Consider the following 20,665-nt stretch of genomic DNA (forward strand, 5'->3'; position numbering starts at 1 on the left):
TGTTTGTGTTGTTATCGCCCCTCAGAATACCCATTCCAGGCCCGCATAAAAAGTTCTTCCCGGGGCGGGTTCGAAATAGCCCCGGTCTTCCACAGGGCGGTTCGCGTTGGCATTTATCCGCACGTTACTGAAGTAGTCCTGATCCAGCAGATTGCGGATTCCGGCATACAGGTTCAGGGTCTGATCCGCCATCCGTACTGAATCGCCGGCACGCATACCGACCAGCCAATAGTCACTCACCAGGGTCTGGTTGCTGTTTTCGGCGTAGAACTCGCCCACATACTGCCACTCCAGAGCCGCGAAACGACCGGCTGCACCGCGCCACTCCAGCTCGCTCACCCAGAGTTGCTCCGGCAGACCTGGAATAGCGTTGCCGCTGGCGTCGTTGCCCTGCTCATCCACAAAGTCCCTTAGCTCGTAATCCGCCAGGGTCAGCGCGCTGGTTACCCGCCAGGCGTACGAAAGGTCCCAGGCCAGACCCAGTTCAAAACCATTGCGACGGGTTTCGCCGGCGTTTTCGTAGAAGGTCTGATCGCCCACGTTAAAGGGCAGGATCTCGTCCTCCACCCGGATGGAGAACAGGGCCATGTCATAGCTGAGGCCACGGCCAAGCATGCCGCGCATACCCATCTCGCGATTCAATGCCTGCTGCGGCTCCAGCTCGGGATTGAAGCCGCCGCCATTCGGATTGGCAAACTCGGTAAAGGTGGGTGACTCGAACGCCGTACCGAGGGTGGCGTATACCTGGTGCGCCGGTGCCAGCTTGTAGCTGATACCGGCAACGCCACTGTATTCCCGGAAAGTCCGGTTGCCCGAATCATCGTTACCGTCTTGCAGCCAGTCGTCGTCAATGGCCAGACGCAACCGGTCGAACCGCACGCCAAGGGAGACGTTGAGTGCGTCGCTCAGCGCCAGGTCGCCCTGGCCAAACACCGCCACATTGGTAGCACTCTGGTTTTCCGCCTGGGTCTGGCCGGTGATATCGCCATCGATAGACACCGAATAGCGGCGCCGGTCGTCGGACTGATGGTGAACATCCAGGCCGGTTACCCACACCAGAGGCAATCCGGCCAGCGTCGATTCCTGCTGATACTGGGAACTGATGCCGTAAAAGTGCCGGTCGTAGGCTATGCGGCTGCTTCCGGGAAACGGCAACTGCTGTGCGAAATCCCGGTGAGTGTAGAAGGTATCGAGGGTGAGTTGGCCGGGAAGGACGCCCGAGTCTTCAAATCTTACACCCAGGGTCTGCTGGTTCACGGTCTGGCTGCTGTCCAGCCTCTTGGCCAATGCGGTGGCCTGCTCCGGATCTTCTTCGGCCTGGGCCAGGGTGAGCCCACCCGGATCTTCGGATTTGGGGTTATGCAGCGCGTTGAATGTGGCGGTTATCCGCCGTCCAGAATCCAGATCCCGTGCCACACGGGCGTTGAACAGTGCTTTCTCTGCCTTGCTCTGCTCCCGGTGGCCATCAAAGGTCAGCCAGGAAAGCGTTGCTATGCCGCTGGTATCACCATCAACGCCATTTCCCTGTATCGCGGCCTTGCGATAGTCGTCACTGCCGCCATCGAGCCGCAGCCGACCGCCCTGGGGCAGCTCATCACCCAACGCAGTGGAAATATCGATCACACCGCCCGCGGCATTCCCATACTGAACGGAGGCAGGCCCCCGAATGACCTCGATTCGCTGGGCGGAATCCAGATCAATGGCATCGATCTGGGACTGGCCATCGGGCAGCGTGTAGGGGATACCATCCACCTGAATCCGGATACCCCGAATACCGAAGGGCGCTCTGGCACCAAATCCGCGAGTAGACAATCTGAGATTCTGGGCGAAGTTGTAGCGGTTCTGAAAAAACAGGCCCGGAACGGTATTGAGGGATTCATCCAGTTGCAGACGCTGCTGACCCTCACGGATATCGGGTGCGTTGATGACCGAGACTGCCGCGGGCGTTTCGTACAGATCCCGAACCAGTCTTGGTGACGTTACTTGAAGCACCAGCTCCTCATCGTTGTCCAATGACGACTGTGCAATCGCCGGAAGCGAGCTCGACATCCACACCGGTGACAGAACAAGCACTGCCAGGTAGTTATTCCTGCTCAAGGGGCCTCCTCAGGGTTCGCTTATCAAGGTTTCTCTTGATAACGGGTACGCCAGCGATGGGGAAATGGAGTTATCCCATTGAATCCATCGGAAGAGCCGGCTCAGGCGGGGATCCAGGCTTCAAGCAGATCGACCAGCCAGGGCACGAGCAAGGCGGTAGCGAAGGCGGAAAGCGCCATCGCAAGCCCGGAAAAAGCACCCATCTGCGAACTTACCTGAAACGCCCGGGCGGTCCCGATACCGTGTGCTGCAACACCCATGGCAATGCCCCTGGCGGTGTCATCGCGAACCCGGATCCACTCAAAGAGCTTGGTGCCCAGAACGGCGCCGGTGATGCCCGTGATAACAACCAATACGGCAGTCAGCGACGGAAGGCCGCCAATTTTTTCGGAAATCCCCATGGCCACCGGCGCCGTTGCCGATTTCGGGGCCAGGGACATCTGGATCTCCGTAGACCCACCCAGAAGCCGGGCCAGGCCGATAGAGCTGCCTGCGGCGATGACAACGCCGCAAAAGAGCGAAATCGTTACCGGCAACCAGAGTTGTCGAAGCCTGGAAAACTGCTGATACAGGGGAACGGCCAACGCCACCGTCGCCGGTCCCAGCAGAAAGTGAACGAACTGACCGCCTTCAAAATAGTCACTGTAGGAGGTGCCGGTGGCCAGCAACAGGATGATGAGCATGGCCACCGATGTGACCACCGGATTGGCCAGCGGATTGGAGTTGGTTTTCAGGTACAGCCGGTAGGCCAGACCATAGGCCACCAGGGTAATGGTCAGTCCGAGGAGCGGGGACGTCGAAAGGTAGACCCAGATGTCTTTCAGACCCGGCTCATTCATCGCCGCCCTCCTTTTCGGCCAGCGGCTTTGCAAACCAGCGGGTGGTCACCTGCATGATCAGCGCGGTGGCGACCATGGTTATCACGGTACTTAACAGCAGCGCCAGGGTTATGGGGACCCACTCGTCGGCGATGCGGCCAAAATGCGCCATCATGCCCACGCCCGCCGGAACGAAAAGAAGCGAGAGATGACTGAGCAAGGCCGTGGACGCCTGATCGACAGACTCCGGCGCCTTGCCCCGTATCATCAAAGTTACGAACAGCATCACCATGCCAAGTACGGGCCCGGGGATGGGAACACCGAGCAAGCGAACTGTAATCTCCCCTATCAACTGGTAGACAAGCAGAAGGGTAATGCCGTTCAGGAACTGCATAACGCAGGACTCCAGTCAGTTTTTGCTCTGTACCGTCGAAATGGGAATGATGCTTCGACCATACATGGCGAGAACAAAGCCGATGGGGAACATCAGCACCCCGTAGACCGCAGCCGGGATCGACATGGCGCTGGATTCCAGCAGAGTCAGAGTGACCATGAGGGCAATGGTGCCGTTCTTTACACCCAGCTCCACCGCCACTGCCAGGGATTCCCGCTGGGTCAGACCCGCCATCCGGCCGGCCGCCAGGCCGAGACCAATACCGGCCAGATTCAACAGGATGGTTGCCGGCCCCGCCTGCTTCAGGAGCTCCCAGATCTGGTCGCGAACACCGTACACCAGCGCCACGATCAGCACCGCCAGCACGATACCGCCGAAGATACTCACAATGCTTTCTGCCTTGCGGGCAACCTCCGGCTTGCGGGTACGAACCACCATCCCGATGGCGACCGGGAAGAGCACGATGCCAATCAGCATGCCCACGGTTTTCCAGACCGGCAGCACAATGTCTTCCTCGGTTCCCATGTAGTACTGAAGGGCAATATTGGTAAACAGCGGCAGGGTAAGAATGGTGATCAGGCTGGCGCTGACGGTCAGTACTATGGAGAGGGCAATGTTCCCCCGCGAGAGCAGCACAAACAGATTCGAGGTGGTGCCTCCAGGGCAGGCAGCGATGATCACCAGTCCGACCGCTATGGCCGGCGGAACCGCCAGCAACGTGGCCAGCATGAAGGCGATGAGGGGCATGACGAGAATCTGGGCAATGGTGCCGACGATCATCCCTTTCGGATACACCGCCACCTGGCGGAAGTCTCGTATCGTCAGGGTCATGCCGATACCGATCATTATGATGAACAGAGCAATCGGCAGACCTGCCGAGATAAGCGGGCTGGATTCCACAACGCCTCCGGATGTTTTTGTTTTTACTGCAACCAACCGATGAAAAGTAGCACACACTCGCCTCTTTCGGGAGACTAAAACGGCAAACGTTTGAGGCGATAAAGCACTGCAAAACCGGGGAACTTTATGACCTGAAACATCGTGTCACGAAGCAGTTGCAAGTATACTTGCAGCAGATAACTAAAATACGTGGATACTGGTGGAGACGCACAAGGAATGAAACGCCTGGGAACGCTGGATGCCTCTTGGCTGGCCGTAGAATCTGAAGACACCCCCATGCATGTGGGCAACCTGCAGATCTTTTCGCTACCGGAGGGCGCCCCTGAAACCTTCCTCCGGGACATGGTGACCCGCATGAAGGAAACCGGCGATGTCGCGCCCCCCTGGGGTTTAAAGCTTGCCTGGTCCGGGCTGTTGGGTCGGGTACTGGCGCCGGGCTGGAAAGTCGACAAGAAAATCGATCTGGATTACCACGTGCGTCACTCGGCACTCCCGCGCCCCGGCGGTGAACGGGAACTGGGCATACTGGTATCGCGCCTGCACTCCAACCCCCTGGATTTTGCCCGCCCACTCTGGGAATGCCACGTTATCGAGGGCCTCGAGAACAACCGTTTTGCGCTCTACACCAAGATGCATCATTCCATGATTGATGGCATCAGTGGTGTACGCCTGATGCAACGGGTACTGACAACCGATCCCGACAAACGGGACATGCCGCCACCCTGGTCGGTTCGGCCGGAGCGCCGTCGCGGCAGCAAATCCGATTCCGAGGCCAGCGTGCCCGGTGCGGTTTCACAGGCCATGGATGCCCTGAAACTGCAGGCAGATATGGCACCGCGTCTGCTGCAGGCGGGCAACCGGCTGGTGCATTCGGTCCGCCACCCCGAGGACGGTCTGACGGCGCCGTTCACCGGGCCCGTCTCCAAGATCAATCATCGGGTCACCGGCCAGCGCCGGTTTGCCACCCAGCATTATCAGCTCGACAGGATCAAGGAACTTGCCCACGTTTCCGGCGCTTCCCTCAACGATATCGTTCTGTACCTGTGCGGAACTGCCCTCAGGCGTTTTCTGCTGGAACAGAATGAACTGCCGGACGCTCCCCTCACCGCCGGCATACCGGTCAACATCCGGCCGTCCGATGACGAAGGGACAGGCACCCAGATCAGTTTCATGATCTCTTCGCTTGCGACCGACGAAGCCGATCCGCTGACCCGCCTGCAAAACATCAAGGCGTCAACGCGAAGGGCCAAAGAGCATTTGCAGAAGCTGCCCAAAAGCGCGCTCACCCAGTACACCATGCTCCTGATGTCGCCTTATATACTGCAGCTGATGTCCGGCCTTGGCGGTCGCATGCGGCCGGTATTTAACGTTACGATCTCCAATGTGCCGGGGCCCCAGAGAACGCTTTACTACGAGGGCGCGAAACTGGAAGCCATGTACCCTGTCTCGCTGATTACTCACGGTGGCGCTTTGAACATCACCTGCCTGAGCTATGACGGTTCACTGAACTTCGGCTATACGGGCTGCAGGGATACCCTGCCAAGCATGCAGAGACTTGCGGTTTACACGGGTGAAGCACTGGACGAACTGGAAAGCCTGATTCTTCCGCCAAAGGCCAAACCGAAAGCTGTGGCCAAGCCCAGTGCGCCACGCAAACAGCCAACGAAAAAGAGTAAAGCGGACTGATACAACGGACAATCAGCCCGCGCTTTGCCAGTGAGCGGCGCCCACGAAAATCAGTTGCAGGAAGCGGGTGGTCCGCTTCCTGATCTGCTCGATCTGGTAGTCGTCGTCGGCGGATACGCCGAGCAGATCAGTCAGGCTGAAGGCGACACTGCGAACCACCAGGTCACAGGTCATGTCCAGATCCTGATCGGTCAGATGGTCTACCAGCCTCAACCTGCGCAGATCATTCGCAAGCTCACTGGCAAAGAAACGCATCTCGCTCCGGATACCTTCCTGCACTGCCCTGCTCTCACCGGCCAGCCCCTGGGCCATGAACAGAAAGAAACTCCGGTTGGCCTGCGCGTGGCTGATAAAGATGGCCACCGATTCTTCAATCAGTTTGTCCGCCTGCAACACATTCGCGCGGGCTTCTCGCATCATCCTGCGCAACACCAGTCCCAGCTCATCCACCAACTGAAGCCCCAGATCGTCCATATTGCGGAAATGCCGGTAAAACGAGGTTGGTACCACGCCCGCCTGACGGGTCACTTCCCGGATACCCAAGCTGGCGAAATGCCGCCCCTTGCCGACCAGGGTCAATGCCGCGGTCATCAGTTTCTCGCGGGTTTCACCGGGCTTTCTGCGTTGTTTTTCCGCCATCTTTTGTCCGTACCGCCTGCCGTCAACGAATGGTTCACAAGTGTACACATCCGAAAAAATAAAAGTACAGAATGCTTGTCATTTCGAGCCATTACCAGCTGATCCGTTGTCACTTTAATTCTCCGTGTGTACAGTCGTACACATTAGTGAACACTTGTACACATGAATAACCGAAAGCCTCAGGGAGGCAGTCAGCATGTTAGTGAGAAACACCCAGCACAAAGCACTGCAATGGCTCGGCAGGCAGCTGTTCAACCGGAACGATCCAGAGGCATTTTTCGATCCTCTGCTCGAGCACATCAATCCAATGTGGGTACAAGAGTACACACCGGCTCGAGTGGAGCAGGTTCTCTCTGAAACCCATGACACCAAAACCCTGGTTCTGAAACCAGCCCGACGCTGGTCCGGCTTCAGTGCCGGCCAACATGTGCACATCTGTGTTGAAGTTGATGGAGTCCGCCGCAACCGCACATTCAGCCTCTCGAGTTCACCCCTGCTCTGGCGGGAACAGGGATTGGTCACCCTGACCATCAAACGCCTTCCCGGCGGTCTGGTGACCAACTGGCTTCACGATCACCTGCAAACTGGGGCGGTAATCGGTCTGGGCGAAGCCTTTGGTGATTTTCTGATACCAGAACCGGCCCAACCGGTGCTGTTTATTGCCGGTGGCAGCGGCATCACGCCAGTGTTGAGCCAGCTTGAGACCATGGCGGCCCAGGATTACCGGGCACCGGTGACTCTGCTGTATTTCGTCAGAACCCGTGATGACGTTATTGCCCGGGAGAAACTGTTGGCCCTGAAGGCACGCTATAGCGCCCTCACGCTTAATATCATCGCCACCAACGAGTCCAGGGAACCCCGCTACCTGCGTGGCCAGGATCTGGACACAGTGCCAGGCATCAAGGCTCGGCAGGTCTATCTCTGCGGCCCCAAAGGCCTGATGGATCTGGCCCAAGGCCTCCTCTCCGAGAGAGGCTTTGCTGACGCGGATATCCACAGCACGTTCTTTTCAGTGCCAAGTGCCAACCTTGGAAACGAAACACTCGGTGGTGAGGTTCAGTTTGAGAGCAGCCAGATGATGGTCGGTTCCGAGGGCGATGCCACCCTGCTGGAAATCGCCGAGGCCGCCGGACTGACACCGCGCCACGGATGCCGCATGGGCATCTGCCACCAGTGCAGTTGCCGGAAAACCACGGGTACCGTCATCAACCGTCTGACCGGCCAAACTTCCGGCCCCGGCGAGGAGACTGTCCAACTTTGTATCTCCGTTCCCCGCGGCCCGGTCTCACTCGACCTTTAAGAACCCACATCCGATTTTATTGCGGGGCCTGAGCGCACCGCAGGGAGTATGACCATGAAAAAGATGACCGAAGCGCAACTCGCAGAACTTGAAACCGATCTGAACGCGATCCGGGAGGAGGTTCTGGCGGACCTCGGAGAACGGGACGCACGTTACATCCGGAGAATGATCCGGCTGCACCGGAGTCTTGAGGCCGGTGGCCGGATCATGATGCCATTCGGCTTCCTTCCGCCGGTGTTCGTTGCTGCCACGGCAACCCTCGGCATTGCCAAGATCCTGGAAAATATGGAGATCGGTCACAATGTCATGCACGGCCAGTATGACTGGATGAACGACCCGAGCCTGAATTCCCAGACCTACGAGTGGGATACGGTCTGCACAGGTGACTCCTGGCGCCGTACCCATAACTATGAACATCACACCTACACCAACATCATCGGCAAGGACCGTGACTACGGCTACGCCGTCTTACGACTGACCGATGACGAGCCCTGGAAACCCTGGCACACGCTGCAGTTCATCAATTACATTCTGCTGAGCGTGTTCTTCCAATGGGGCGTGGGCCTGCACGAACTTGAAACCGAGAAGCTGCGAAGCCGGGAAATAAGCTGGCGGGAAAAACTGCCGTTCCTGAAGCAATTCGCCCGCAAGGGTGGCCGCCAGGCCTTCAAGGACTACGTTTTCTTCCCGCTGCTTACCTTTCCGGTGGCTCCGATTGTTCTGGCGGGGAATGTGGGCGCCAACCTGATCCGTAATCTCTGGTCATCCACGGTGATTTTTTGTGGCCACTTTACCCAGGATGCGGAAACCTTCACAGAGGAGGAATGCGAGGGCGAGAGCAAGGGCCACTGGTATTTGCGCCAGCTCACGGGGTCCTCAAACTTCACCGGGGGCCGCTGGCTTCATATTCTGAGCGGCCATCTTAGCTACCAGGTGGAACACCACGTGTTCCCGGACCTGCCCGCCCACCGGTATCCGGAGATTTCCGGGAAGGTACAGGCGGTGTGTCGAAAGCACGGCATTCACTACAACACCGGCAGTTTTGCCAAGCAGTACGGCACGGTAGTCAAACGCATACTCCGACATTCACTGCCGGAGAAGTTGATGGGAATGGCCAGAGCGGCCTGACAGGGCTGGAGCGGCCAGGCGCCAAGGGCGCGCCTGGCCGCGTCAGGCTATCTGAAGTAATCTCAAGAGCTGGGGCCTGTGCTGATCCTGGATAACATCGGCCAGGGTGTACTTATCCAGCACTTCCAGGAAGGCCTTCAACGCCTCACCGAACATCGATTTCAGGCCACACACGGGGGTTATCTTGCAGGCGTTCTTGGAGGAAAAGCACTCCACGATGCTCAGGTCCTGCTCGGTTTCCCGTACCAGGATACCGACGTTAATATCCGACGGCGCACGATGCAGACGCATCCCGCCCTTCTTACCCCGGATGGTTTCGATGTAGCCCTTTTTGTTCAGCTGATGCACCACCTTCATAAGGTGGTTTTTGGAGATATCATAGCTATCGGCGATTTCCTGAATGGTCGCCAGACGATCACCCTGCACTGCCAGATAGATCAGTACGCGAAGTGAGTAATCCGTGTAACGGGTGATGTGCATTCAATACTCCAGTCGTGTGTGCAATCGTTCAATAAGAAGGTCGGGTTACCAGATAACAGGCGGTGCCGCACAAAAATACGCCAGAAATGCCCAACACCATCGCTGACGCTCCCAACGCAAACAGCATCCCCCAACTCAGGGCCATCATGCTGCACGCCAGCACCTTCGCCCGTGCCGGCACTGCCCTGCGTGTACGCCACTGATCAATGGCAGGACCAAACCTGGGATGGTCTTCAAGCCACTGAGCAAAAGCCGGAGACCCCTTGCTGGCAAAAAATGCGGCCAGCAGAACGAAGGGTGTTGTGGGCAACAACGGCAGAACCACTCCTGCAGCAGCCAGCGTAATCGAGATATACGCAAGAATACGAAATCCGGTTTTCCCAAAACGATCGCCCATCACGGGGTTCTCACCAAGGTTCATAACTGCATCTATTCTACCGGGATTCAATGGACAGGTCTGCCCAAACGGCTGAGAAAAACCAGACGCGCCACATAGGCCACCTTGATACCGACCGCAAAAACCAGGGTTCCGATATGGGCAGCAATTTGCACAGACAGTGCAAGCGCGCCCGCCAACGGGTATGCAAGCAGAATTGTAACCATCAAACCCAACACTGACAGTCCCAGGGTGCTGTTTGCTGTGAAAAGCCACTTTTCGTATTCACTCATGAATCCACCTATAACATTTACTATAAATACATCTTAATGCTAAGCCGGCACCAGAAAAAAATCAAACCGTAGAAAGTCACCCACCTAAAAACCTTCCCTTGCCCATCTACGACTTCCGATATACCCACAAAATAAATTTGACACCTTAAATGCATCAAATCAAAATTCCTGCATAAAGATTTATCTTAAATAAATGTTTAATGAGGAGACAGTGTTATGAAACAGAAAGACGCCTACCCGACCCGACTGGGAGGAGCGCACCATGGCTAAGTACCGCCGCCTCTGGTTTTTGCTGATCGGAATCCTGGCAGTAACCTTCACGCTCCTGGGGTATTTCGGTGCCGAGGTGTACCGCGAAGCACCGCCCATCCCGGATCGCGTTGTGTCCGCCGACGGCGACACCCTGATGACCGAGGAAAGCATTCTTGATGGACAAACTGCCTGGCAGTCCGTCGGAGGCATGCAGCTTGGCTCGATCTGGGGCCACGGTGCCTACCAGGCACCGGACTGGACCGCCGACTGGCTGCACCGTGAACTGGAAACCTGGCTGGAAATCGCAGCCCAGGAAGAGTACGGGCAGGAATGGCACAGCCTCAGCGGGCAGCAGCAGAACGCCCTGCAGTACGACCTGAAAACCGAGTACCGCACCAATACCTACGACGCCGCTACCAGCACTCTGCACCTTTCCGAGCGCAGGAGCGAAGCTATTGCCAGAACAGCCGACTACTACAGCCGACTGTTCAGCGACGCTCCGGAACTGCAGTCAACCCGCGAAAACTACGCCATGAAGGAAAACACCCTGCCCAGCGCCGAGCGGCGCGAGCGGATGACCGAGTTTTTCTTCTGGACTGCCTGGTCTGGGCCTGGGCCTTCCTTCGCAAAGAAGATGAAGAACCACAGGCCCCACTCAAGGACCCGCTCAGCGAGGTTGGGCTGACGCCTTCGCAAAAAGCACTGGGCAAATACCTTTTGCTGGTGGTTGGCCTGTTCACCTTCCAGGTCATGCTGGGCCACCAGGGTTACGAGTATGTAGACCTTGGCCGCCTCTGGCAGATTGGCAAGTTCCTCGGCATCGTGTTCTGGCTGGTGCTGATGCTGTTCACCAGCCTGTTGCCCGTCGGCATCATCCAGTTCATTGCCAGCGCCAGCGAGGGCCTGTGGTACGCACGCAGCGAAGCCTTCATGCAGAGCGATATCCTGCAAACCCTGCGCTGGGTGAGAACCATTGGCGACGTGGTCTTCATCGTCGGCGCCCTCGCCGTCACCTGGCAAATCGTGAAGGGCGTTTTCTTCCCGGATCTGGAGCCGGTTGCCCTCGAAACCGATGAAAGCGGCGCAACCAGCGAGCTCAGCGCCTGAAAAAAAGAGCCCGGGCCAGGGACGGCCCACTCTGAATTACCTGACAGCAGGCTTACCTCCCGAGGGGTATCGGAATTGGTGATCCGATCTGCAATACTTGGTCTATACTCAGGTTAAAAAACAATCGGCAACAGGACCAACCCGATGCCCCAGAACAAGCTGACAGACCGTTTTGGTCGCACCGTCAACTACGTGCGTCTGTCCGTCACTGACCGGTGCGATTTCCGCTGCGTGTACTGTATGGCCGAGGACATGACTTTCCTGCCCCGCCAGCAGGTTCTCACCCTGGAAGAAATCGCCCGCGTTGCCCGCAACTTCGTTGACCTGGGTACCGAAAAAATTCGTCTGACCGGCGGCGAGCCGCTGATACGCAAGGATATCCTGGAGCTGGTAAAGGAGATTGGCACTTACGGTCTGCGCGACTTTGCCATGACCACCAATGGAAGCCAGCTCACCACCATGGCCGAGCCTCTGCGCAAGGCGGGGATGCATCGCCTGAACATCAGCCTGGATTCCCTGGACGCCGACAAATTCCGCAACATCACCCGCACCGGCAAACTGTCACATGTGCTGGACGGTATTGATGCTGCCCGGGAAGCTGGCTTCCGGGGCATCAAGATCAATACAGTGGTGATGAAGGGCCGCAACGACGAGGAGATCCCGGAGCTGATCGAGTTCGCCCGCAAGAAAAAGGTGGATATCAGCTTTATCGAAGAGATGCCGTTGGGTGAGATTTCCGAACACGATCGGGGCCTGGCGCTTTGCACCAGCGAAGAAGTTCGGGACATCATCCGCAAGCATCACGAGCTGGTGCCCGCTACCGAGGATTCCGGCGGTCCCGCCCGTTATTACCGCATGGAAGACAGCGAGACCCGGGTCGGTTTCATTTCTCCCCATTCCCACAACTTCTGTTCTACCTGTAATCGGGTGCGGGTGACCGTCGAAGGTCGGCTGCTGCTGTGCCTGGGTAACGAGCACTCGGTGGATCTGCGCAGGGTGCTACGGGGCAATCCGGTGACTGATGACAAGTTGCGGGAAACCATTATCAATGCCATGGATCTGAAGCCGGAGCGGCATCACTTCTCCAGCAACGGGGATGTGCAGATCCTCCGGTTCATGAACATGACCGGCGGCTAAGCGGCCGGCACAGCAACCAGCACAACAAAAGGGTCAGATGAAAGCTTTCATCTGACCCTTTTTCATTTCTAGTGGTCCATTCCGTCCATACCATCCATACCATGCTTCGCCATGCCGGTATTCAGATGCTCCATGGTGATCGAACTGTATTTCAGAACCTCACCGCCATGTTCCATCATGAACCCGTGGGCGGCTTCCTCGGTCGCAAAGGAGGCAAGCGTCGGCCCCATGGCGCCCGAGCGGTCAGAGCCAACCACGAAGAAAGCGTCCCGGGCGTCGATCAGGGCGGTGTCGTCCGGATGCTCCCACTCGGTCTGGGTCATGTCGTGGACGTAGAGGGTGTGATCACGGTTTTCATTCTCCGGCTGGAGCATCCAGGCGAACATGTCCTTGGTGGAGCAGAACTTACGGACGTGCTGCTCTTTCTCGGTTATGGCCTCACCCTTGGGGCCCGGGAAATTGGAGATCACCATGCCGCAGACGTGGCATTCATCGCCGCTTTCGAAATGCACCGGTTCGGGTTTGGCCATGGTCTGCTCCTCATTGCCCGAACAGGCGGTGAGGGTTATGGCTGCCAGAGCGGCGAGGAGCCAGTTGAGTTTACTTCTGTTCATCGGGATAACTCCGTTCAGATACGACGGTTTCGGAAAAGTAACAAGGCACCCGCCAGCGGGATAGCGAACCACAGCACCAGACCAATCCAGAGGCCAGCGGCGCCGATGGGCAGATCGGCACCGAGGCTGAGGACGCCACTGAGCTGGGCGCTGTCGCCGAAGGCAACGATATTGAGCAGGCGGTAGATATCCGTGGGATTGAGCATCAACAGCCAGGGCAACAGTTCCGCGCTGAACTGGCCTTCACTCGCCACGAGGGTACCCAGCAGCATCAGATCGAAGATCAGCACGAAGAAGAACCAGATCGCCAGGGCCAGGCCGGCGGCGATGGGCTTTTCGCTGACCCGGACACTGATCACGTAGGCAAGGGCAATGAAGCCCCACCCCAGAAGCACGGTGGAGCCAATAAACCGCAGCATGGCTGCTGCGAGACTGGCAATGGCAACGTTTTCCACCAGCACCGCAATGGCCACGCCGGCGACGCCGAAGCCAATCACAGTGGCGAAAGCCAGGGTCAGGCCATGGCCCAGGAACTTGCCGAGCAGCAACTGGCTGCGGCTGAGAGGGTAGGTCAACAGTAACAGCAGGGTTCCACCCTCTTCTTCCCCGACGATGGCATCGTAGGCCAGCAACAGTGCAATCAACGGGATCAGGAAGATTCCAAGGCTCGCAAGGCTGGCAATGGTGGCCGGCGTGGAGGCATATCCCACCTGCCCTGAGGCGGCGGCGCCAAACCAGGCGATGCCCAAAGCCAGGGTGGCGAAAACCAGGGAAATGGCCATCAGCCAGCGGTTGCGCAGGCTGTCACTGAGTTCCTTGCGGGCAATGGTCCAGATACTGTTCATTGGCTGCCTCCCCGGTGGGCCAGGCCACCCGAACCGATAAAGTGCACGTAGATGTCTTCCAGGCTGGGTTGATGAATGCTGATATCTGCCACTTCACCCGACGCCATCACTGCATGCAGCAAGGCCATTTTATCCCTTGGCTGCACATCCACCCGCAGGCGCCCGCTATCGGACTTGATGATCAGGCCACTGCTGCTCGAAGCGCTGTCGATCACATGTTCCAGCGCCGAGATACTGTTGGCGGGATCCAGAGACAGGGTTACCGGCATATTGGCCTGTCGCCTTAATGCCGCCAGATCGCCGGCAGCCTTCAGTGCGCCATCGGTGAGAATGGCTGCACGGTCAATATAAGGTTCGACACCGGGCAGGACATGGGAACACAGCACAATGCCGGTGCCTCCCTCACACAGTTCCCGGAGCAGCCGGTACAGATCTGCCGTGGCGACCGGATCCAGACCAACGGTAGGCTCGTCCAGCATCAGCAGCTTCGGCTTGCCCAACAGCGCCTGCGCCAGACCAAGACGCTGACGCATGCCTTTCGAGTATGTCTTCGTACGAGCATCCATGGCATCGCCAAGGCCAACCTGTTCCAGCAGTTGAGGCACCTGTTGCAGGGAGGCGCCCTTCAGCCGTGCGAAATGGTTCAGAATCTCCCGACCGGTCAGCTGCGGATAGAACATCACATTCTCCGGCAGGTAACCGATATGCTGGGTTACCTGCGGATCACCGGCGTGACCACCAAGCACGGAAACCGATCCCTGGTTAGGGGTCATAAGCCCCAGGATCAGCTTGATACAGGTTGTCTTACCGGCCCCGTTATGGCCGAACAACCCAAGAATTTCCCCCGGCTCCAGAGTCAGGTCGATCCCCGTAAGGACCGGGCTCTTATCGTACCGGTAACTCACATTATCAAGGTGAAAACAGCTCATCGGTTCTCCGGTTGAAGCTCTGCGGGCATCCGCATCAGGGGATGGGAATCGGTCACACCGGCGGACTTGACCACCGGAAACGCATCCTGCACCCAGCGCAGAGTATCCACCGCCGGGCTGAACATCAGAACCTTCGCTTCCGGGTATTTCCAAAGTAGCCGGTCCACGTTGTCATTGGGCTCATAGGGCACATCGCCAACGCCGTCCTGATTCCGGTCCCAGCCCAGATAATCACTCCAGTAATTGCCCTTCTTCCCTTTTGACCACTCCTGGGTGCGGGTGGCGACATACTTGACCTGGCGCTGATTATTCACGAACGCGTTGTCAAAAACCTCGTTGTCTTCCGAGCCCGCGGTCAGATGAATGCCGATATTACTGTCGGCAAAGACATTGCCTTCAAAGGTGTTGTACAGCGAGTTGTAGATAAACACCGCCTTGCCTTCAGCCCCCTCAATGGCAACACCGGCGGTCTGCCCCTGGGACACACCCGTCACCACATTGCCCCGCAGCTCCGACTGGGTAATGAAATTCATCAGAATCCCGTAGTTCTCATCATTCACCGACCGGTTGTTAATCACCGTCAGACGCTTGCTCTGCATCAGCGCATAACCGGTTCGCGTGTTACGGGTGACATTGTTCTCCAGCAGATTATTCATCGAGTACATGTAATGAATGCCATAACGCAGATCCGCCATCTCATTGCCCCGGATCGTATTGTTATTCGCCGTCTCGATATAAATCGCATCCCGCGTCCGACGGATGTCATTGCCCTCAATCAGCGCGCCGGTGGTATTGAACAGATGAATCCCATTGCCCCGGTCATTCGGACGCAGACTGTCATCACCGCGAATCCTATTATCGCGGACCGTCGCATCCGGCGTTGCGTCCAGCCACACCCCGAACGCCGGCCCCTGCAAACGGTTGTTCTTAACCACGGCGCCCCTGGCCTCCCGGGCCACAAAAACCCCAGCATCCAGCTCATTCAGATTGCTGCCCCAGTTACGAACGGTACAGCCGGAAAACGTCACCCCCTCGGCGATGATATCCACCGCATTGCCCTGACCGCCCGGGTCAATCACCGTCTCGGCATGGCAAGACACAGACACCCCGGGCACCCGGATTGCCAGAGACGAAATCTGCTCAGGGGGAAGCTCAAAGCTCGCGCCCGGTTCCAGGGCATCAAGCTGTTCTTGCAGCTCCGCTTGCGCGGTCAGCGATAACAGAGCGACGGTCAGGGCCACTCCATAACGCATGATTCGATACATCAATGTTTTCTCAAAAGTCAGGATGAAGGAGGACTGCACCGAGTTTGGTGCAAATCGATGGTAAAGGGCTTTCCGAAACCGTTGAGGGCCATGGATGGCCCGATTCGAGCCCTACAGGGACGTACTCGCGGGCGTGTTTCGGAAAGCCCTTTACCATCGGTTTGCCACACCCAAGCCTGCGGCCTTGCCAGGGCCCATTAATGAACCCCGGCAAGAACCTCAGTGGATCAGGCTTTCTCTACAATCATGCGACCCCGCATCTCCATATGCAGCGCATGACAGAACCAGTTGCAGTAGTACCAGTGCACCCCGGGACGATCTGCCTTGAAGGTCACAGAAGAGGTCTGCTGCGGACTGACCTCCATGCTGACACCATGGTTCACCATACAGAAACCGTGGGTCACATCCTCAATGGTGTCCAGGTTGGTCACGTACACCGTCACCTCATCACCCTGCTTCACCTTGAACTCCGTCATCCCGTACTGCGGCGCAATTGAGGTCATGTAAACACGAACCTTGTTGCCATCGCGGATAACCTTGTTGTCGGCTTCCAGAGTCACGCCATCTTTCTTGGCCTGCTCAACGGCAGAGGCAAAGAACGGATCGTCACGGTCGTAGATCTTCTTGGTCTTGATCTGATCACGACGCACCAGAATGCAATCGTGAGGCTCGGCGAAGGTCGGGCCATCATGAACCAGCTTCATTTCCTCACCGGAGATATCGATCAGCTGGTCGTTCTCCGCATGCAAAGGTCCAACCGGCAGGAACCGGTCCTTGGAGAACTTCGACAGCACCACCAGCCACTTGCCATCGGCATCCCGGGATTCGGTCAGAGACGCGTGGTTGTGGCCCGGCTGATAATGCACATCCAGCTTCTGGCGGATGTAGTTCACGTCCTCGCCGTTGTAGTGCCTGATGGCATCGGCAATGTTCCACTTGCACACCTGGCTGTCGATAAACAGAGTGGTGTAGGCGTTACCCCGACCGTCGTATGTGGTGTGCAGGGGCCCAAGACCCAGCTCTGGCTCACCCACCACGGTATCACGGGGCTCAATCGCTCCGTCGAACAGGTCATCCAGCTTCTCGATCGAAATAATGGTGACCGTTGGCGACAACTTGCCATTGGCAATAAAGTACTTGCCGTCCGGGGAGGTATTCAGGCCATGCGGGTTCTTGGGAACCGGGATGTAGCGGGTCAGGTCCGAGCCTGCACGACCGTCTACCACAGGCACCTTGGAGTCGCCCAAGGTCTTGTAGTTACCGTCCCGGACTGCCTTCTCGATGCGCTCGATGTTGAACACGACGGCCCAATCCCGATCGTTGCGCATGGTGCCGGCCAGATCCAGTGCCTTCTCCGAGTTGTAGCAGGTGGCACAGGCGTATTTGCCGGTGTAGTCGGCATCGGTGTTGTCCAGGTTGCCATCCACAATCACCTGGAAGGCCACTTCCATGGTTTCCGCGTCCACCGCGTTGAACATGGTGAAGCTGCTTTCAAGGCTGGTGTCGCTGCCATCGTTCGGATGGGGGATGACATACTCGGCGTTACAGAACACGTACTTGGTCTTGGGAACCTTCTGAAGACGCAGGCCGTGAATGGCCTGAACATTCGGAATGGTGGTGATCTTGTCGCACTTCATGATGTCCAGGCGGATCCGGGCTACACGAGTGTTGGCCTTGTCGTTAATGAACAGGTATTTGCCGTCATAACGACCATCCGTCATGGAAATGTGGGGGTGATGGGAATCGCCGTTCAGGTGGGTATTGTCATGGCCCAGCACGTCCTTGCTTTCATTGCTGATCCCCCAACCGGTGGCAGAATCCACATTGAACACGGGGATGCGCATCAGTTCCCTCATGGACGGTACACCCAGAACCCGTACTTCACCGGAGTGACCACCACTCCAGAACCCGTAGTATTCGTCGAGCTCGCCGGGATGCACCACGAACTTGTTACGGGCCTCCTCGGCGGCAGCCGCAAAGGACTCCCGCGACATCACGGCAGTACCCAGGCCGGCTGCACCGGCGACTCCCGCAAGCGCAGCAGCCCCCATAAACCGACGGCGGCTCTGGCCGCTTTCCGGAAGCTCCGGCAGGTCTTTGGTCAGATCATCTCTTTTTTTCATAACATCCAACTCCGTTATTGGTAATGGCGGTTTTACTTCTCATGCTTTCTTTTTATCGGACTACTCAAGACACCTGAACCACGGGTATTTCCTCCGGGTGGCCCGGTGCGTTATGACCCCGGCGCTTGCCGCGTCGCTTGACGATCAGCGGCGGACACTTGTGGTCATCGAAATAGGTCATCTGGCAATCGAGGCAGTAATGGCATTCCATGTAGTTGATGTGGCCGTCCGGGTGGATCGCCTGGACTTCACACTCGTGATCACACAACCGGCAGGGATTGCCACACTCCTTGCGCCGTTTGAGCCAGTCGAACACTCGCAGTTTGGTCGGCAGTGCCAAAGCCGCACCCAGCGGGCACATATAGCGGCAGAACACTTTGCGGGTGAACAGGTTGACCACCAGCAGCAGGACGGCGTAGGTCACGAAGGGCCAGCTACGATCAAACTTGAGCGTGATCGCGGTCTTGAACGGCTCCACCTCGGCCAGGCGCTCGGCGGTTGCCATGGAGTCCAGGGACACACCGAACAGCACCAGCAGGATGATGTATTTGATGGCCCAAAGCCGCTCGTGGACGGCAAACGGCACGGTGTACTGGGGAACCTTCAACTTGCGGGCGATCTCGTTAAGCAACTCCTGCAGCGCCCCGAACGGACACAGCCAGCCACAGTAGACGGCCCGCCCCCAAAGAAGGATGATGCCAGCGACTACAGCCCAGAGAATAAAAATCACGGGATCGATCAGGAAGGTCTGCCAGCTGAAGCCACTGATCAGGCTGTTTACGAACGTAAGCACGTTGACGATGGAAAGCTGCCCCATGGCGTACCAGCCGATGAAGAACAGGGTATAAGTCAGGAAGGCATGACGAATCCAACGCATCATCTTCGGCTTTTTCACCAGCCAATCCTGGAAAAACAGGATAAACATCAGCACGCCGATACCGATGCCGAGCACCACAATCTGGAACTCCCGCTGATACCACACCTGCACCCACATGGGCTGGCTTTCCAGCCACTCTTCCTCGGTCAGCATGGGCTCTGGACGGGTGTAATACTGCTCGGGCAACTGATACTCAAGGGGAAAGACCTGGAATTCGCTGTCCAGCGGGCCGGTCTGGCGCTTCACAGTGAGTTCGAGTGTCCAGGGTGTACCGGGATCGAAGTTGTACTGCTGGCGAATGATGAAGATCGCCATCTCGGTGAACTCCGGCATGCCCTCGGCATAGACATCACTCAGCCGGTAGAAGTCCAGGTCACGGAAGTTAAAGGTGTCACCAAACTGGCGAATCTGGATACGGTCGAAGATGCCGCCGCGAACGTAACCCGATCCTTTGAAGGAGTATTCACCGTTGGCCATCACGGCAATGGCATGCTCGCCCTCCTCCAGCTCGGATGTCAGCCACTGGTACTGGCTCTCGCCCAGCAGATTCCGGCCGATGGTGGGCGCATCCAGGTAAGCGGCATACAGATCAATCAGCGGCTCTTTGCGTTCCTCCGGGCCCGCGGTATCAACGCCTTCGGCTTCCGTCCCCTTGAAGGAATCATCCACCTGGCCCTTGGTAAGCATTAACCGGCGCACCGAGCCGTCACCGGTCAGTTCCTGCCAGGTTTTCTGTTCAAAGGCCTGTTTGTCGACGGTCGCCAGAGGCGGACGGGTTCCATCCTCGCCTTCAACCATGCCCAGTTCCACTCCCACCCGGTGGGCAGTGCGCATGATCACTTCATTGATCACCATCACGGTCACAGTGGCCCCGGACAATCCGTCAACGGCCACCTTTCGTTCCGAAGAGGTTCCGCCCACGGTTACCCGCTGGTCGGCTTTGAGGCCCGTGTACTGATTGGTAAAGGCGTGCATCTTACTTTCAGGTATACCCACCAGAAGAATGGGTTCGTCATGGTGGATGACCTTGGCAGCCTTGATGGTGCCTTCGATATCCAGCACCACCATGGCATTGACCGGCTTTCCTGAGTAGGCGGGCGTCTGGACAAAATCCAGGGACTGATAGGCATAGCCCACCAGTTCCTTGCGGGCATAGAGCTCCTGGATCGCTCGATTGCCTTTGCGGGGAATGACCCGGGTGACATCCGGAAACGCCTGCTTGATAACCTGACGACCGGCAACGGGCTCATACTTGGCCAAAGGCGCTGCATTCAGGGCCATGGCCATGATCAATGCGAAAAAGAGAAAAACGAAGCGGGAAAAAACGGACACTGAAGACTCCCTGAAAAAAAGCGCCTTATTGCTTAAGCCTAGGCAAATTAGAGGAAAATCAAATACCTCTTAT

The 20,665-nt window shown here is 57.5% G+C and carries 20 protein-coding genes; 6 read left to right on the forward strand and 14 right to left on the reverse strand.

Annotated features, from left to right (window positions below):
• Positions 1-21: 21 nt before the first annotated feature.
• From ACP86_RS04930 to ACP86_RS04945, 4 genes are all read right to left on the reverse strand, one after another.
• Positions 22-2,097, reverse strand: coding sequence for a TonB-dependent receptor family protein (locus ACP86_RS04930; RefSeq protein ID WP_008175356.1), 2,076 nt, complete (start codon positions 2,095-2,097; stop codon positions 22-24).
• Between the two features lie 101 nt (positions 2,098-2,198).
• Positions 2,199-2,936, reverse strand: a complete 738-nt coding sequence (locus ACP86_RS04935; protein WP_053112946.1) for an LrgB family protein — start codon at positions 2,934-2,936, stop codon at positions 2,199-2,201.
• Positions 2,929-3,309, reverse strand: a complete 381-nt coding sequence (locus ACP86_RS04940) for a CidA/LrgA family protein (protein ID WP_008175358.1) — start codon at positions 3,307-3,309, stop codon at positions 2,929-2,931. Before ACP86_RS04940 ends, ACP86_RS04935 begins: the two co-directional genes overlap by 8 nt.
• Positions 3,310-3,324: 15 nt before the next feature.
• Positions 3,325-4,209, reverse strand: coding sequence for a bile acid:sodium symporter family protein (locus tag ACP86_RS04945; protein WP_008175359.1), 885 nt, complete (start codon positions 4,207-4,209; stop codon positions 3,325-3,327).
• A 216-nt stretch (positions 4,210-4,425) separates the two neighbouring features.
• On the opposite strand from ACP86_RS04945, the gene ACP86_RS04950 reads away from it, so the two are divergent.
• Complete coding sequence (locus ACP86_RS04950) at positions 4,426-5,895, forward strand: WS/DGAT/MGAT family O-acyltransferase (protein WP_008175360.1); 1,470 nt, start codon at positions 4,426-4,428, stop codon at positions 5,893-5,895.
• A 12-nt stretch (positions 5,896-5,907) separates the two neighbouring features.
• Here the strand turns inward: ACP86_RS04950 and ACP86_RS04955 are convergent, their stop codons facing one another.
• A complete protein-coding gene (locus ACP86_RS04955) occupies positions 5,908-6,534 on the reverse strand; it encodes a TetR family transcriptional regulator (RefSeq protein ID WP_014578194.1) in 627 nt (208 codons plus the stop codon).
• A gap of 196 nt (positions 6,535-6,730) precedes the next feature.
• Between ACP86_RS04955 and ACP86_RS04960 the strand changes: the two genes are divergently transcribed.
• On the forward strand, positions 6,731-7,834 hold the full coding sequence (locus tag ACP86_RS04960) for a ferredoxin reductase (protein ID WP_008175362.1): 1,104 nt from the start codon (positions 6,731-6,733) through the stop codon (positions 7,832-7,834).
• Between the two features lie 54 nt (positions 7,835-7,888).
• The gene (locus ACP86_RS04965; protein ID WP_008175363.1) at positions 7,889-8,962 is read left to right on the forward strand and encodes a fatty acid desaturase family protein; all 1,074 of its coding nucleotides are present in this window, start codon (positions 7,889-7,891) and stop codon (positions 8,960-8,962) included.
• A 42-nt stretch (positions 8,963-9,004) separates the two neighbouring features.
• On the opposite strand, the gene ACP86_RS04970 is transcribed toward ACP86_RS04965, so the two are convergent.
• From ACP86_RS04970 to ACP86_RS04980, 3 genes are read right to left on the reverse strand one after another with little or no spacing between them, the layout of a single operon-like run.
• Positions 9,005-9,442 carry an RrF2 family transcriptional regulator gene (locus ACP86_RS04970; protein WP_008175365.1) on the reverse strand — a complete coding sequence of 146 codons (438 nt, stop codon included), beginning with the start codon at positions 9,440-9,442 and terminating at the stop codon, positions 9,005-9,007.
• A 28-nt stretch (positions 9,443-9,470) separates the two neighbouring features.
• Positions 9,471-9,863, reverse strand: coding sequence for a YbaN family protein (locus ACP86_RS04975; protein ID WP_008175367.1), 393 nt, complete (start codon positions 9,861-9,863; stop codon positions 9,471-9,473).
• A gap of 23 nt (positions 9,864-9,886) precedes the next feature.
• Positions 9,887-10,111, reverse strand: a complete 225-nt coding sequence (locus tag ACP86_RS04980; protein ID WP_008175371.1) for a hypothetical protein — start codon at positions 10,109-10,111, stop codon at positions 9,887-9,889.
• Between the two features lie 262 nt (positions 10,112-10,373).
• On the opposite strand from ACP86_RS04980, the gene ACP86_RS23155 reads away from it, so the two are divergent.
• The 3 genes from ACP86_RS23155 to moaA all read left to right on the forward strand — a co-directional run bounded on the left by ACP86_RS23155 (position 10,374) and on the right by moaA (position 12,607).
• Positions 10,374-11,048, forward strand: coding sequence for a hypothetical protein (locus tag ACP86_RS23155; protein WP_039882090.1), 675 nt, complete (start codon positions 10,374-10,376; stop codon positions 11,046-11,048).
• A 32-nt stretch (positions 11,049-11,080) separates the two neighbouring features.
• A complete protein-coding gene (locus tag ACP86_RS23160) occupies positions 11,081-11,470 on the forward strand; it encodes a hypothetical protein (protein WP_039882091.1) in 390 nt (129 codons plus the stop codon).
• Positions 11,471-11,614: 144 nt separating this feature from the next.
• Entirely contained in the window at positions 11,615-12,607 is a 993-nt protein-coding gene (moaA, locus tag ACP86_RS04995; protein ID WP_008175373.1) for a GTP 3',8-cyclase MoaA, read from the forward strand.
• 68 nt (positions 12,608-12,675) lie between these two features.
• Here moaA and ACP86_RS05000 read toward each other — a convergent pair whose 3' ends face one another.
• The 6 genes from ACP86_RS05000 to nosR all read right to left on the reverse strand — a co-directional run bounded on the left by ACP86_RS05000 (position 12,676) and on the right by nosR (position 20,547).
• Positions 12,676-13,221: a nitrous oxide reductase accessory protein NosL gene (locus ACP86_RS05000; RefSeq protein ID WP_053112947.1), complete on the reverse strand. Its 546-nt coding sequence runs from the start codon at positions 13,219-13,221 to the stop codon at positions 12,676-12,678.
• A gap of 14 nt (positions 13,222-13,235) precedes the next feature.
• Positions 13,236-14,066, reverse strand: a complete 831-nt coding sequence (locus tag ACP86_RS05005) for an ABC transporter permease (RefSeq protein WP_053112948.1) — start codon at positions 14,064-14,066, stop codon at positions 13,236-13,238.
• Positions 14,063-14,995: an ATP-binding cassette domain-containing protein gene (locus ACP86_RS05010; protein WP_053112949.1), complete on the reverse strand. Its 933-nt coding sequence runs from the start codon at positions 14,993-14,995 to the stop codon at positions 14,063-14,065. The genes ACP86_RS05005 and ACP86_RS05010 overlap by 4 nt, the downstream gene beginning before the upstream one ends.
• Positions 14,992-16,260, reverse strand: coding sequence for a nitrous oxide reductase family maturation protein NosD (locus tag ACP86_RS05015; RefSeq protein WP_053115458.1), 1,269 nt, complete (start codon positions 16,258-16,260; stop codon positions 14,992-14,994). Before ACP86_RS05015 ends, ACP86_RS05010 begins: the two co-directional genes overlap by 4 nt.
• Positions 16,261-16,487: 227 nt before the next feature.
• Positions 16,488-18,383, reverse strand: a complete 1,896-nt coding sequence (gene nosZ / locus ACP86_RS05020) for a TAT-dependent nitrous-oxide reductase (protein ID WP_053112950.1) — start codon at positions 18,381-18,383, stop codon at positions 16,488-16,490.
• Positions 18,384-18,447: 64 nt separating this feature from the next.
• Positions 18,448-20,547: a transcriptional regulator NosR gene (gene nosR / locus ACP86_RS05025; protein WP_053115459.1), complete on the reverse strand. Its 2,100-nt coding sequence runs from the start codon at positions 20,545-20,547 to the stop codon at positions 18,448-18,450.
• Positions 20,548-20,665: the final 118 nt, after the last annotated feature.

Origin of the sequence: Marinobacter sp. CP1 (assembly GCF_001266795.1) — a bacterium.
GTDB classification, from domain to species: Bacteria; Pseudomonadota; Gammaproteobacteria; order Pseudomonadales; family Oleiphilaceae; genus Marinobacter; species Marinobacter flavimaris.

What these genes read in the sequence shown, in the direction of transcription:
- ACP86_RS04955 (WP_014578194.1), bottom strand. Translation starts at nt 6,534, where the DNA reads ATGGCGGAAAAACAACGCAGAAAGCCCGGTGAAACCCGCGAGAAACTG.
- ACP86_RS23155 (WP_039882090.1), top strand. Translation starts at nt 10,374, where the DNA reads ATGGCTAAGTACCGCCGCCTCTGGTTTTTGCTGATCGGAATCCTGGCA.
- moaA (WP_008175373.1), top strand. Translation starts at nt 11,615, where the DNA reads ATGCCCCAGAACAAGCTGACAGACCGTTTTGGTCGCACCGTCAACTAC.
- ACP86_RS05000 (WP_053112947.1), bottom strand. Translation starts at nt 13,221, where the DNA reads ATGAACAGAAGTAAACTCAACTGGCTCCTCGCCGCTCTGGCAGCCATA.
- ACP86_RS04975 (WP_008175367.1), bottom strand. Translation starts at nt 9,863, where the DNA reads ATGAACCTTGGTGAGAACCCCGTGATGGGCGATCGTTTTGGGAAAACC.
- ACP86_RS04940 (WP_008175358.1), bottom strand. Translation starts at nt 3,309, where the DNA reads ATGCAGTTCCTGAACGGCATTACCCTTCTGCTTGTCTACCAGTTGATA.
- ACP86_RS04970 (WP_008175365.1), bottom strand. Translation starts at nt 9,442, where the DNA reads ATGCACATCACCCGTTACACGGATTACTCACTTCGCGTACTGATCTAT.
- ACP86_RS04965 (WP_008175363.1), top strand. Translation starts at nt 7,889, where the DNA reads ATGAAAAAGATGACCGAAGCGCAACTCGCAGAACTTGAAACCGATCTG.
- ACP86_RS04960 (WP_008175362.1), top strand. Translation starts at nt 6,731, where the DNA reads ATGTTAGTGAGAAACACCCAGCACAAAGCACTGCAATGGCTCGGCAGG.
- ACP86_RS04980 (WP_008175371.1), bottom strand. Translation starts at nt 10,111, where the DNA reads ATGAGTGAATACGAAAAGTGGCTTTTCACAGCAAACAGCACCCTGGGA.
- nosZ (WP_053112950.1), bottom strand. Translation starts at nt 18,383, where the DNA reads ATGAAAAAAAGAGATGATCTGACCAAAGACCTGCCGGAGCTTCCGGAA.
- ACP86_RS04935 (WP_053112946.1), bottom strand. Translation starts at nt 2,936, where the DNA reads ATGAATGAGCCGGGTCTGAAAGACATCTGGGTCTACCTTTCGACGTCC.
- ACP86_RS05005 (WP_053112948.1), bottom strand. Translation starts at nt 14,066, where the DNA reads ATGAACAGTATCTGGACCATTGCCCGCAAGGAACTCAGTGACAGCCTG.
- ACP86_RS05015 (WP_053115458.1), bottom strand. Translation starts at nt 16,260, where the DNA reads ATGTATCGAATCATGCGTTATGGAGTGGCCCTGACCGTCGCTCTGTTA.
- nosR (WP_053115459.1), bottom strand. Translation starts at nt 20,547, where the DNA reads ATGGCCATGGCCCTGAATGCAGCGCCTTTGGCCAAGTATGAGCCCGTT.
- ACP86_RS05010 (WP_053112949.1), bottom strand. Translation starts at nt 14,995, where the DNA reads ATGAGCTGTTTTCACCTTGATAATGTGAGTTACCGGTACGATAAGAGC.
- ACP86_RS04950 (WP_008175360.1), top strand. Translation starts at nt 4,426, where the DNA reads ATGAAACGCCTGGGAACGCTGGATGCCTCTTGGCTGGCCGTAGAATCT.